Raw genomic sequence first — 13,782 nt, forward strand, 5'->3', positions numbered from 1 at the left:
AAAGTCCATTCAACTATCCGTCCGGTACAGCACTTCCACCATCTGCCGCTCTCTTTCACCTTACAATGATAATCTACTTCTCTTTCTCATCGGTTTTGCTTATATGTATCTGATGGATATTACTTTACCTCTCTCAGATCATTTTGTCAAGACATTTTCCGTTTAAAATTATTTTATCAGTCATCGATAACCGGAACAGGGGTTTCATCCCAGGCATCCAGATCATTAATGTACTTCTTCGTTTCACTGGCAATGACATTTGACAACAGAAGAACTGCGATCAAGTTAGGTACAGCCATCAAAGCATTCAGGATATCTGCCAGTGCCCATACAACGTCAAGTGCGACAACCGGAGCGATTGCTGCTACAGCAACATAAAGGATACGATATCCGATAAGTACTTTTTTACCTGCAAAGTATTCTACTGCACGTTCTCCGTAATATGCCCATCCAAGAACTGTTGAGTATGCGAAACAGATAATGCCGAGTGTCAGAATGATCGGTCCAAGATACGGAATCTGCTGGAATGCTAATGTAGTTAAAACTCCACCGTCCTCGATCTCATCCGCATTAATGTTTGGATTCTTCATAACAGAAGTTACAATTACAAGACCGGACATCAGACATACAACTACTGTATCCCAGAAAGTACCTGTGGAAGATACCAGCGCCTGACGAACCGGATTTCTTGTCTGTGCTGCTGCCGCCGCGATAGGAGCAGAACCCATACCAGATTCATTGGAGAAAAGACCTCTCGCAATACCAAAACGCATTGCAGCCATAATACCTGTTCCTACAAGTCCGCCTGCCGCTGCTCCCGGAGTAAAGGCCAGTGTACAGATTGTCTTGATTGCCGGAATAATATAGTCATAATTGAAGCCAAGAATAATAATACATCCCAGCACATAAAAGATTGCCATAAATGGAACCAGCTTCTCACACACGCTTGCAATACTCTTAATACCGCCGAAAATAACAATCGCAGTAAGAACAGCAATTACAATACCAACGATCCATCCCGGAACACCAACGTTTTCTTCCACGATATTGGCAATCGCGTTTACCTGTGTGGCACAGCCGATACCAAAAGAAGCAAATCCAGCGAAAATCGCAAAGATCATACCAAGAACTTTTCCAAGGCCTTTCCATTTTAACCCTCTGGAAAGTGCATACATGGCACCGCCCTGCATACGTCCGTCTTTTGTCTTTACACGGTATTTTACCGCGATCAGAGATTCGGAATACTTTGTAGCAATTCCGAATACACCGGAAAGCCAGCACCAAAGCACAGCTCCCGGACCGCCAAGAGCAATCGCAGTACCTACACCGACAATATTACCGGTACCGATGGTAGCGGCAAGCGCTGTTGTAAGCGCTCCAAAGTTGGAAACCTCTCCTTCTGCATCCGGATCTCTGGTTACAGAAAGCTTAATTCCTTTGCTCAATGTCTTTCTCTGGATAAAGCCAGTACGAATTGTCATGAAAATATGGGTACCAAATAACAGAATGATCAGCCACCAGCCCCAAATCACAGCATCAATATCATAGATCGCATTACTGATTGTTTCAAACATAAAATGCCCCCTTCTCTTCCATTTTGAAATTCCTTTGTGTTTTCTGCTGCTTTTTGCCTTGTTGTTTTGACTTTGTAACGTACCGGTACACGGAAAAGCATTCTCTGATTCCTCTCTTCCGTATTGTTATTTTCTATTTTACCAAAATTTTCTGAAAATAGCAAGTATCGTTACAACTTTAACATGCAATTGTGTTTCTCTTTCTTCAAGTTATTGAATATTTAGTCTCACACCTCATTTCCGCTATATTGCACTTATTTTTACCAAAATATATCTATAATTTTGGCTTTTTATGAAAAAAGACGCAGGAAAATCAGTCCAACAACCTCTTTGCCTGCATCTTTTCAAATATGGATTGTATTATATGCTTGTCTGACTGTATTGTCAAGGTATATTTTTTCACTTTTTTATAAAAATTTCTTTTTTCTTTGAATATTCATACAGTTACTTTCTGCAATTTTGCCATTTTATTCATTTTTCTTTTCTTCCTGTATGCCCAAAAATTTTTCAGACTTTCATCACATTTTATACACATTCTGTTTCTAAAATGAAAAAGAAAAATTTTCTGAAGCGAGGAGGTAGTGCATTGATCGAAGTGAAAAATCTTGTAAAATGCTACGGATCACATACCGCCGTGGATCATCTGAATTTTACGATCAAAAAAGGGCAGATCTATGGTTTTCTCGGTCCAAACGGCGCCGGAAAATCAACAACTATGAATATCATGACCGGTTATCTGGGAGCAACGGAAGGAGAAGTTCTCATTAATGGCCACAATATTCTCACAGAGCCTTACAAAGCCAAAAAGGATATCGGTTATCTGCCGGAACAGCCGCCCCTCTATATGGATATGACCGTTCTGGAATATCTGAAATTTGTTTTCTGTCTGAAGCAGCTTGGCAAAACGTTTCAGGAAGAGCAGCTTGAGAAGATCATCCGTCTTGTAAAGCTTGGTTCTGTCAGAAACCGTCTGATAAAAAATCTTTCCAAAGGATACCGGCAGAGAGTCGGACTTGCAGGAGCTTTGGTAGGTTTTCCGGAAATCATTATTCTGGATGAGCCGACAGTCGGGCTTGATCCGCAGCAGATCATTGAGATCCGCCAGCTGATCCGCAGTCTCGCCACGGACCATACTGTCATTCTCAGTTCACATATTCTCTCTGAGGTGCGGGAAATCTGCGACCATATTATGATCATTTATCAGGGAAAACTGGTGGCAAGTGATACTCCCGAAAATCTGGAACATAAGATGCAGGGAAATGAGACGATCGAACTCCTTGCAAAGGGGAACTTGTCTTCCGTGAAAGGAGCCGTCGCCTCTCTTTCATCTGTTCTGGAAGCCGAATATACCGATCCTGATGAAAACGGATGCATCAGCGCGGTATTGACAGTCTCGGGGAAAAAAGATATCCGCGAAGATATCTTCTGGGCATTTGCTGATCGCAAGCTCCCTCTTCTGCGTCTTGCAAACACCCGGACAACGTTAGAGGATATTTTCCTGGAACTTACCTCAGCGCCTGAAATCGTCCGGCCAAAAGCCTCTAAAAAATCATCCCCACGAGTACAAAAGAAAACGATTCCAGAGGCTAAGCTGCCGGAATCCAAATCAGAAAATCAGGAAGAGAACGAGGAGGAGAATGATGAGAGCAATTTATAAAAGAGAACTGGATTCTTATTTTCATTCCATGATCGGCTATGTATTCATTGCCTTTTTTCTTGCTTTTACAGGAGTCTATTTTATGGCATATAATCTGACTTACGGATATCCCGTTTTTTCTTATGTGCTAAGCTCCCTTGTATTTATTCTTATGCTTGCCATACCGGTGCTCACTATGAAAAGTTTTTCCGAGGACCGCAAAAGCAAAACAGATCAGCTTCTATTGACAGCTCCTGTGTCCCTGGGACAGATCGTAATGGGAAAATATCTGGCTATGGTAACTGTTTTCCTTATTCCCAACATTGTGTTCTGCCTTTTTCCTCTCGTCATTAAAATACAGGGAAATGCCTATTTTCTGACAGATTACAGCGGAATCCTGATCTTTTTTCTCCTTGGATGCGTTTTCATATCTATTGGCATGTTTCTTTCCTCCCTTACAGAAAGTCAGATCATCGCCGCTCTTTCATCCATCGGCGTACTTTTGATCCTGTATCTCTGGGACGGACTGATCGGATTCCTTCCCTCTTCCGCTCTTTTGAACCTTTTCATCCTTATCGTGATATTTACGCTTGTATGCGCCCTTGTCTGGCATCTTACCCGCAATTATATTCTGGGCGGTGTTCTGGAAGTGATCGTGCTTGCCGCATGCATCATTCCCTATGCAGTAGATTCCAGCCTTTTTGAAAATCTCCTTCCGGATTTTCTCGGACGCCTGGATCTTACGGCCCCTCTGACAGATGTTGTATCAAATCAGCTTTTTGACACAAATGGGGTTATTCTGTATCTTTCCATCATCGGACTGTTTATTTTTCTGACGATGCAGTCCATACAAAAAAGACGCTGGAGTTAGGAGGAGCATATCACTATGGGTAAAATCAAAAATTTGTTTTCTACTGTTTCATCCCGGCAGGGCAGTTACAGCCTTGCAATGACTGCCGTTGTCATAGGGATTGTTGTTTTCATTAATCTGATTGCCGGCAGGCTCCCCAGTTCCCTGAAGCAGATTGATATCAGCACTAATAATATTTATGAGATCACAGATACCAGCCGGGATCTTTTGAAGGATCTGGATAAAGGTGTGGATTTTACGGTTCTTGCCGAAAAGAGCAGCGCCGATGAACGGATTCGGAACTTTATTGAAAAATATGCAGCTCTTTCCAGCCACATCAATGTGGAATGGATTGATCCGGTTCTTCATCCGTCTGCACTGACAGAATATGAGGCAGAATCTGACACTATCGTTGCCTCCTGTCCTGATACGGAAAAGACGACCACTGTTTCTTTCCAGGATATTATCACTTACGATGAAATGTCCTACTATACTACCGGCAGCCTTACAGAGTCTGAATTTGACGGAGAAGGGCAACTGACAAGCGCTGTGAATTATGTTACCACTGATGTCAGCAAAACCATTTATACGGTGAGCGGGCACGGAGAAAGTTCTCTTCCATCCTCAGTCACAGACCTGATGGAAAAATCTTCTTTTACTACAGAGGAGCTGAATCTTATGATGGCCTCCTCCATACCGGAGGACTGCGACCTTCTGCTGTTTTATGCACCGTCTGCCGACATTTCGGAAGATGAGCTGAATCTTCTTACCTCCTACATGGAAGACGGCGGAAATGTATTTTTTATACAGGGAGAAGATTTGACGGATATGCCTAATTTTTCTTCTCTGATGGAAACTTACGGTCTTCAGCCGTCCCAGGGGTATATCGCAGATATGCAGCGCTCTTATCAGGGAAATTATTACTATATTTTCCCGCTGCTTAGTGTATCCGGAGATCTGGCTGAAAATATAGAATCCCAGATGGTGCTCCTTGCCAATGCTCACGGCTTTACAGAAGGAACGCCTGCACGTGACACCATTACCCTTACTCCTTTCATGACAACCTCATCAAACAGTTACGCTGTGACAGAAGACGGGAACACAGAAGAGGGAAGTTATATCCTGGGGGCTGCTGCCACAGAAAATGACAGCCGTTTTACAGTCATCAGCTCCTCTTCCATGATCGATGAAACAATTACCAGTCAGTTCACAAACATCGAAAATCTCTCTTTGTTCATGAATGCCGTTACCGCCAATTTTGATGATGTGGAAAATCTGTCCATTGAGGCAAAAAGTCTGCAGCTCGAAAACAATACGATGCAGTATACCGGATTGATAGGCATTGTCGCCATTGTCGGTATCCCTGTCATTTTCCTGATCTATGGACTCTGGCGTTGGATAAAACGCCGAAAAGCTTAAAGGAGGGTATAAAAATATGGACATGAAAAAGCACCGCACATTGCTGATTCTTCTTGCGCTTTTTGTCATACTCATCCTGATCTTTCTTTTTCTTTCCTTTTATGAAAGGAAGCAGGAAGAACAAAACGGCGGGGATGACTCTCAAATATCTGTCACAGACATAGAATCCCTCTTAGCTCTTTCCTATACAGACCACAGCGAGGGAACCACCATGAGCTTTGCAAAAGACGGAAATACCTGGTATGTCTCCAATGACAGAGATATCCCTCTGACGCAGAGTTATATCGAAACCATGGAAGATACCTTCTGTTCTCTTACCGCCACCCGGGAAATTTCTGATCCTGATGCCCTCTCTGACTACGGGCTTGAAGATCCTGCCTATACCATCGAACTAACAGATCAGGACGGAACTCTTACAACTGTTACCATCGGCAATTCTGTAGATGAAGACTACTACCTTGCTGTAAACGGGCAGGAAGATATTCTTTATACGGCAGACTCCTCCATTGTATCATCCATGCAGTATGACCTTGATACCATGGTTGCAAAAGATGATGTCCCCTCTATCGGAAGCGGAAACCTTGTACAGGCTGACATTACCGAAAATGGGACAACAACAATCTACTCATCTGACAATGACGAACAGACGGAAACTATCTCTACCATTGCCGGCGGATACGGGGCCATGAGTCTGACGGAGCTTGCAAGCTATCATGCCGATGCCGAGGAGCTGGCTTCCTTTGGCCTGGATGAAGATTCCAGAATCACAGTGAAACTGACTTACAATGAATCTTCTGAAGAAGAATCTGATGAGGATCCTCTGACCTTTACGCTGTATATCGGAAATACTACAGACGACGACACCCGCTACGTGCAGGTACAGGACTCTGATCTTGTATATCTGGTAAGCTCCGGCATTCTGAACAATCTATTAGGCGGCAGTGAAGAATAAAGCAATGTGCGCTTTCAGACGTATAACAAAAACAGGCAATGTTATCAGAATTGCTAACTGACATATTCTGATAACATTGCCTGCTTTTTCTTTCTATTCTCTACTGCTATTTTTTCAGGATCAGGGCTACAAATACCAGATCTTCATCGCCGTTATTCTTTACTCCGTGTCCGTCGCCGTCCTTGCAGAATGTTACATCTCCGGCTTCAATCGGAACAGCCTTTCCGTTGTCATCGTACATGCCTTTTCCACTTAACACATAGTAAGTTTCTGTCTCACCGTGATGCTCATGATGTCCAAGTTCGCAGCCCGGTTTCAGTGTTACGCGGCTGAACATACGGCAGTGCTCGCCCAGCTGCTCCTCATTCAGCAGCCCTTCCTTCATAATGAAACCGGCACCGCCGTTGGCACGCTCCACAGTAACAACTTCTCTTTCGTTTGCTTTTGTCATGATTCATGTCCTCCTTTTTACTGTCCTTATTTTACCACACCCGGACATTAATTGACAATCTTATAATATTCTCTTGCGGTAATAGCGAATACAATAATGTAAAATGCCGCGAATATCAGCACAGTCACCACAGTACACAGGACGAAAAGCCCGGTATTGAAAAGTCCGAATATCCCCAGAAGTTTTGTTATCACATTGAAGGCAACCATAATATGAAGGATGGAAAACAGCAGAGGCAGGAAAAATACAATCAGGATCTGACTGCGGATCGCCCGGCGTATTTCTCTTTTGTCCATTCCTACTTTCTGCATGATCACATACCGTTCCCGGTCATCCAGACCTTCAGATATCTGTTTGTAGTAGATGATCAGCACTGTCGCCACTAAAAACATGAATCCAAGATACATACCGATGAAGAACAAACATCCGTAAAAGCCGAAAAAGCTTTCTGTCCCTGCCTGTCTGCTGGTAAAATAAGTACCCGGAAGTTCTTCTGTGATCCTGTCCGCAATCTTCTCCTCTACCACGGCCTTTTCTTCATCACTGCCTGTCATATCAAAATCTATGTCATACCGAAGACCGCTTTTCAGTGAATCCAGCTGCATTGCCACTTCATCGTTTGCCACGATCATATACATTCCCGGCGCAACCCGTGACTGATTCTTCTCTTCCAGAACAAAGTCATCCAGCTCTTCTGTTACCTGAAATTTCCGGCCGTCAATCTGGATCGAATCTCTTCCGTAATTCTCAGCTGTAGTATAGATGATCACTTCATTCTCTTTCAGACTGGTGGAGGTGTTTTCCAGTTTCTGATAATCTTCCTGTGGAATCACGTACAATTCTGTAAGATCCCGGGGAGAATAAGTCCCATTCTCGCTGGTCGTAAATTTGTTTCCTCCCTGACTGATAAGAACTGCTGTTCCATAGTGGCAGGCTGTCTCTCCCTCCTTCTTAAGCCCTCCCCGGTCAAGCTCTTCCTCAATAAGCTTATTCGCTTTGTCTATCTTTTCCTGGCTTGCTTCATAGAGCGTCATCTGATAATCATTGGGATACCTATATGCCATCACATCGTCCACGCCCACATACAGGCTCACTGTGCTGGATATCATCACCAGCACTATCGTACTTAAAATACAAATATTGGCAAGCCCCACGGCATTTTGTTTCATCCGGTAGATCATTCCGGAAACAGAGACAAAATGATTGGACTTATAATAAAATTTTTTCCGCTTTCTAAGCAGCTTCAAAAGAGCAATACTTCCTGCCAGAAACAGTGCATACGTTCCGATAATGACTAAAATTACAGCCACAAAAAATGTATTGATCGCTTCAAGAGGGTTCTTGGTTGACACAGCAAGATAGTATCCTGCTGCCATAGTAACAACTCCGATTAAAGCCAGGATCACTTTTGTCTTCGGCTCTTTTTCCCCTGCACTTCCGCCCCGCAGAAGCTCAATGGGATTAGCCAGCCTGATCTGAAACAGATTATAAAACCATGTCAGGAAGAAAATAAATGCAAACAGTATCACCGTATCAAATACAGACTGCACAGAAATATGGAACTCCATTCCCACATCATAGTGAATGATCCGTATTAAAAGGAGATGCATCAGCTTACCAAAGGCCATTCCTCCGGCAATGCCGCCTGCAATGCTGATTCCTCCCACTATGAGCGTCTCTACTGTCAGCATCTTGCCGATATGTCCTTTTCCCATTCCAAGGATATTGTAAACAGCAATCTCCTTTTTCCTGCGCTTGATGAGAAAACTGTTGGTATAAAACAAAAAAATCACGGAAAATACAACCATCACGCCGCATCCCATCCGTAGCACTGTGATTACGTTGACAATCTCAATGCTTTTATTCCCTGCAAGGGCGTCTATAATATAGTACATCATAACCGTAAGGATGGATGTGAGAATAAACGGGACATAGGTTTTTCTGTTATTTTTGATATTGCTGACTGCCAGTCTGGAATAAATTCTGCTATTCATTCCTCTCACCTCCTGTGGCAAGTACAGTCAGTGTATCAGAAATCTTCTGGTAAAGCTGCTCGTTGGTCAGATTTCCTCTGTACAGTTGATGGAATACCTCCCCGTCCTTAATAAACAAAATCCGATCCGCTGTACTGGCTGCCTTGACACTGTGAGTCACCATCAAGATCGTCTGCCCATCCCTGTTAATCTGAGTAAACAGCCTAAGAAGTTCATCCGATGCCCTGGAATCCAGCGCTCCTGTGGGTTCGTCTGCAAGGACCAGCTGCGGTTTTGTGATGAGGGCTCTTGCGACCGCCGCCCTCTGCTTTTGTCCGCCAGAGATCTCATAAGGAAATTTCCCAAGGATCTGGCTGATTCCAAGCTTTTGTGCGATAGGCTTAAGGCGCCCTGACATTTCTTCATAGCTTTTGCCGGAAAGAACCAGCGGCAAAAAGATATTATCCTGCACAGAAAACGTATCCAGAAGATTAAAGTCCTGAAAGACAAACCCCAGATTCTGACGCCGGAAAGCTGCCACTTCTTTTTCTTTTACTTTGCTTAGATCGTTTCCTTTCAGATAAACTCTTCCTGACGTAGGTTTATCCAACGCAGCCAGAATGTTCAAAAGTGTGGTCTTACCGGAACCGGATTCTCCCATGATCGCAACATATTCTCTTGGTTCCACTGAAAAATTTACATTTTTCAGCGCTTCCACCTGATTCCCTCCAAAGCGGGTCGTATATATTTTCTTTACATTTTTCACTTCCAGTAATGACATAAAAAACCTGCCTCCTTTTTTGCCTTTGTCATTTTATTTACAGGCTTATTATACAAAAGAAGGCAGGTCTCTTCCATTCATTTAACTTACATTCCGGCCCTTTATCCTTACATTTTTGTCACATTCATGTAAGTTAACATTGTCGGAAATTTCAGGAAACTTCTCTTATGCAACTGGCTTGATACCATTCAACGCGATAAAAAACTCCATAATAAAAAACAGTATCATCCACACCGCTGTCAGGGCAGAAAACCACATGGATTTTTCAGGACGATTTTCTCTCCACCAGGAAGCAATCTTATCCCGTTTTCTGCAAAAAATGACACAGGTAAGAACAGCAAATCCAATAAGCGTACCGTATTCTACCACACTTGCCGCTGTTTCCGGCAAAAGCTTTGCCAGTTTTCCCAAAGCCTCACTGAAAATCACATTATTCAGTATATGAAGAGCAATAGACCACCGAATGGAATACTCCGATGCTATATAGCCAAACACAACTCCTGCCGCAACAGCAAATAATCCCTGGGGAAAATTCCCATGCATTACTCCAAAAAGCAGTGCTGATATTCCTACTGCAAATCCTTTGCCGCAACTCATAAGACTCTGCATCACGATTCCCCGGTACACCAGTTCTTCCGCTATCGGCCCTACCAGCCCCACATAGAGAAACATTGACCAGTCCGTGCTTGCAGATGCGGCACTGTCCACTGACGCCTGAAGAGAATAACCAAACTGATTTAAAATAATCTCTGCCAATGCCGCTCCCACAATAAATAGCACCTGCAGCGACATAAATACACAGGCCATCTGTCCAAATACCGCCGGTGTCATCCCCTTTTTCCTTACAAAGCTCTCCTTAAGATAGCCATTTTTTCTATGCCGTATTCCAAGATATAAAAGCCCTGCCGCCACGCCTGCAATACTCAAGACACCTGCATAATTTCCCAGACTTCTTTCCAGAATTTTCTGCATCGTACCAGCGTCTCCTGCACAAGAAGGATTCAAAGCGACATACACGCCATATCCCACTGCAAAAAGCAATGTCACTCCTACAAGGATCACATTATAAAACAACACCCCTCTGGCTGTGTGATTTATTTTCTTTTTTAAAGCTCTTTTCTTTGTGTCCATTGTTATTTCTCCTTTCTTTCCTGTATTCACCATATCTCACTTTGGAAAGAACGGAGTTTTTTCGTTGTAAACGGTACTGATTTTGTTGTGAATGGTACTTATTCTGTAAACACAAGAACTTCCAGACTATATACAGACCCTTCTTTTTCTTCACGGATCTGCTGTTTCATGCTGCCATGATATTTTTCTGCCACATAAGCAATATTTAAAAGACCAAATCCATGCTCTTTTTCGTTTTTCTTATCAGTGCATCCTGGCGGCATGATCTTTTTTTGCGGACAAACCGGATTCTCAAACACAAAACATGCCATTTTCCCCTGACAGGAAATTTTTAACCTGATCCAGCCATTCTGCTGCTCACCGTCCTCTTTCCTGTCCATCTTTGCCGCTGACGACCTTTCCAGCTCTTCCAGTGCATTATCCAATGCATTTGCAAATATGGTACAAATATCCATCGCCTGCATTTCAATTTCACATGAAAAATTTCCGTCCAGAGAAAATGAGACTCCCATCGCTTGTGCAAGAAGGAGTTTTTCATTTAAAATTGCATCCACAATCTCATTTCCAGTCTGCACGGCATGATCTGTCTGACGAAGCTCTCCCTCCAGATTTTCCAGATAAGTTCTCATTCTGTCCAGGTCTCCTGTCTCTGAAAGTCTGCACAGACATGCCAGATGGTTTTTGATATCATGACGAAATCTCCTAAGTCTCACTTCCTGTTCCTTATAAGCACGGAAATGTACCAGCTCGGCTCTCATATAATGTTCCCCTATAGTTGTCATATATTGAAAATATCCCTTTTTGTTTCCCTGTTGTACCAAAGCAACTGCAGAAACTTCAAGAAATACGATAGACAGACATCCAAGACCTGTCAAAAATCTCGACATATCCTGCGAAAGTCCGGCTTCGTATATGGTTATCAGGAAAGAGCCCACTGCAAAAAGGAAAATCCCCACTCCGTGAAGAAAGTTCCTCTCCCACCTTCCAAGCTGCCTGTAAGCACTTTCTTTGGCCGCCCTCTGCCGGAATCCCGCACCTTTGATATAGAAAATCAAGACAACTATCCAGAAGATTCCGTCCGAAAGAAGTGCATTTTCTCTTTCCGGAAGATAGGCTCCTGTCACCAGATATGGAACAGCATAGAAAAGCGCCGTAATCCCTACCAAAAATCCAAGCGCCGGAATCAAAAGAAATATTCCTCTTATCCTGTGACTTTCCCTTGTCAAAAATATATAGACACAGAAAAATAAAATTCCTGTAATCTGTATATCTTCCCAAATTCCGGGAAGCATCTGAACAACAAATGTAAAAACAAAAAAGGCTGTTCCATATATGAATTGAGCCTTTCTATTTTTCAGAACCGGCTCCAGATAAACATATCGGCTCACAGCCAAAAGTGCCAGCAAAATCTCCGCCATCTCTATACAGTTATATAAACATAATGCCAATTTTCCCATACTTTTTGCACCCTGTCAGTTCTCTTTCACCCATTTAGACATCATCCTCTGAAAGGATTCTCTTCGGTTGCGCCCTACCGGAATCTGCGTGCCCTCTGTTAAAAAGACCTTCTTTCCATCATAGGAATATACTTTTCTAAGATTAATGATCCAGCTTCTGTGAATCTGGAAAAACTGTTCTTCAGGAAGCTGGAATAGCTGATCTTTTATTTTGCCTCTTATCAAATAGCGTTCCTTTTCTGTCTGGATAGAAAGATATACGTTCTCACTTTTTAAATAAAGAATTTCCTCCACAGGGATAAAAAGATCCTTTCCATCCACCCTGACAGATAAGCGTCTTCCTTCCGCTTCCATTTTTTCTACAGATTCCAAAGCCTGGTGCAGCTTTTCTTGCTCCACCGGTTTTCCAAGAAACCGAAAAGCCCCCACTTCATAGCCCTGCATAGCATATTCTGTATGACTTGTCAGAAGAATGACCGGTATGGAAAGCCCCATTTCTTTTACTTTTTCTGCTGTATCTAATCCTGACAAGCCTGGCATTTCAATATCGAGAAAAATGCATCGGTATATCTGCGGATTCCTTTTTATCACTCGAAGAAGATCTTCTCCGGAATGAAATGTTTCAATCATTACATCCAAACTTTTATAGTACTGTTCCAGTTCTTTACGGATCATTTCCAGGAAGATGGGCTCATCGTCACATACTGCTATTTTCATCTGGCATTTCTCCTCTCATCTCCTGCAAAAGAATATCCCCGCTGTGGATCGCCCGGATCTTTTCTCCCATGATTTTTTTCATCATTCGGTATGGCTCCTCACCCGTACAGTGTCCGGTATAGTAGATCGTCGGCGTCTCTTTTAAAACTCTGGCCGTCTCCTCAATGTTTCGGATATCTTCCGCAGTGTAGCCTTTCTTTTTCTTCATATGGAAGCCGCTGATCACTGCATCCGGATAACTGTGATAAATCTTCCTATAGCGTTCCAGAATGTTAAGGATCCCATTATGTGCGCATCCGGAGAGAAGATAATGCTTTCCATCCTGCCTGATCACAAGGCACTGTTCATGGTCGAACACATCCTGAACAAACCCCTTTTCTGTCCTTCTTTTCAGGACCCGGTTCCCTTCCGGCCACAGTTTCCTTCCGGAAATATGGGAAAATAGGAAAAGTTCCTCATCGATCCTGTAATCTCCCTCCAGCAAAACAGACCGTGAATCCCCCGGAATATCAGGATCTATTCCGATATACCTGACTTCTTCTTCCTCCACATGATAAAAGGCTCCTCCGGCTGCCCTCTGCATGTAAATGACTGCCTTTTGATTGCATTCCAAAAAGCCGGGAATCCCTCCGCCATGGTCGTAATGGCCGTGACTTAAAATTACCGTATCCACTCCCGCCATATCGATCCCGAGCATCCCGGCATTTTTAAGGAACTGACTGCTGGCCCCTGTATCCATCAGAAGCTTATGCTTCTTCGTCTCTATGTATAAACTAAGCCCATGCTCGCTAAGGCATCCCTCTCGTCCGGAATCATTTTCCATTAAAACTGTAATTTTCAT

12 protein-coding genes and 1 other annotated feature (1 of these 13 only partly in view) are annotated in these 13,782 nt (G+C 43.2%); of the genes, 4 read left to right on the top strand and 8 right to left on the bottom strand.

The window, feature by feature from the left end; translation table 11 throughout:
- Positions 1-99, bottom strand: a binding site (T-box leader) (it extends 151 nt beyond the left edge of the window).
- A gap of 77 nt (positions 100-176) precedes the next feature.
- Positions 177-1,574: an alanine/glycine:cation symporter family protein gene (locus R2J37_RS10310; RefSeq protein ID WP_230105846.1), complete on the bottom strand. Its 1,398-nt coding sequence runs from the start codon at positions 1,572-1,574 to the stop codon at positions 177-179.
- Between the two features lie 586 nt (positions 1,575-2,160).
- Between R2J37_RS10310 and R2J37_RS10315 the strand changes: the two genes are divergently transcribed.
- From R2J37_RS10315 to R2J37_RS10330, 4 genes are read left to right on the top strand one after another with little or no spacing between them, the layout of a single operon-like run.
- Positions 2,161-3,231, top strand: coding sequence for an ABC transporter ATP-binding protein (locus R2J37_RS10315; RefSeq protein ID WP_316264871.1), 1,071 nt, complete (start codon positions 2,161-2,163; stop codon positions 3,229-3,231).
- Positions 3,215-4,081 (top strand): ABC transporter permease, encoded by an 867-nt coding sequence (locus tag R2J37_RS10320; RefSeq protein ID WP_316267028.1) that lies wholly within the window; start codon positions 3,215-3,217, stop codon positions 4,079-4,081. The genes R2J37_RS10315 and R2J37_RS10320 overlap by 17 nt, the downstream gene beginning before the upstream one ends.
- 15 nt (positions 4,082-4,096) lie before the next feature.
- Positions 4,097-5,479, top strand: a complete 1,383-nt coding sequence (locus tag R2J37_RS10325; RefSeq protein ID WP_316264873.1) for a GldG family protein — start codon at positions 4,097-4,099, stop codon at positions 5,477-5,479.
- A gap of 16 nt (positions 5,480-5,495) precedes the next feature.
- Positions 5,496-6,431 carry a DUF4340 domain-containing protein gene (locus R2J37_RS10330; RefSeq protein WP_316264874.1) on the top strand — a complete coding sequence of 312 codons (936 nt, stop codon included), beginning with the start codon at positions 5,496-5,498 and terminating at the stop codon, positions 6,429-6,431.
- A gap of 106 nt (positions 6,432-6,537) precedes the next feature.
- Here the strand turns inward: R2J37_RS10330 and R2J37_RS10335 are convergent, their stop codons facing one another.
- From R2J37_RS10335 to R2J37_RS10365, 7 genes are all read right to left on the bottom strand, one after another.
- A complete protein-coding gene (locus tag R2J37_RS10335) occupies positions 6,538-6,882 on the bottom strand; it encodes a cupin domain-containing protein (protein WP_230105844.1) in 345 nt (114 codons plus the stop codon).
- A gap of 47 nt (positions 6,883-6,929) precedes the next feature.
- Positions 6,930-8,876, bottom strand: coding sequence for an ABC transporter permease (locus R2J37_RS10340; protein ID WP_316264876.1), 1,947 nt, complete (start codon positions 8,874-8,876; stop codon positions 6,930-6,932).
- Complete coding sequence (locus R2J37_RS10345; protein ID WP_316264878.1) at positions 8,869-9,636, bottom strand: ABC transporter ATP-binding protein; 768 nt, start codon at positions 9,634-9,636, stop codon at positions 8,869-8,871. The genes R2J37_RS10340 and R2J37_RS10345 overlap by 8 nt, the downstream gene beginning before the upstream one ends.
- Positions 9,637-9,801: 165 nt before the next feature.
- Positions 9,802-10,767, bottom strand: coding sequence for a CPBP family intramembrane glutamic endopeptidase (locus tag R2J37_RS10350; protein ID WP_316264880.1), 966 nt, complete (start codon positions 10,765-10,767; stop codon positions 9,802-9,804).
- Between the two features lie 98 nt (positions 10,768-10,865).
- A complete protein-coding gene (locus R2J37_RS10355; protein ID WP_316264882.1) occupies positions 10,866-12,224 on the bottom strand; it encodes a sensor histidine kinase in 1,359 nt (452 codons plus the stop codon).
- Between the two features lie 15 nt (positions 12,225-12,239).
- Positions 12,240-12,941 carry a LytR/AlgR family response regulator transcription factor gene (locus tag R2J37_RS10360; RefSeq protein ID WP_230105783.1) on the bottom strand — a complete coding sequence of 234 codons (702 nt, stop codon included), beginning with the start codon at positions 12,939-12,941 and terminating at the stop codon, positions 12,240-12,242.
- Entirely contained in the window at positions 12,922-13,782 is an 861-nt protein-coding gene (locus tag R2J37_RS10365) for an MBL fold metallo-hydrolase (protein WP_316264885.1), read from the bottom strand. Before R2J37_RS10365 ends, R2J37_RS10360 begins: the two co-directional genes overlap by 20 nt.

The organism is Claveliimonas bilis (genome assembly GCF_030296775.1).
In the GTDB taxonomy this organism is placed as follows: Bacteria; Bacillota; Clostridia; order Lachnospirales; family Lachnospiraceae; genus Claveliimonas; species Claveliimonas bilis.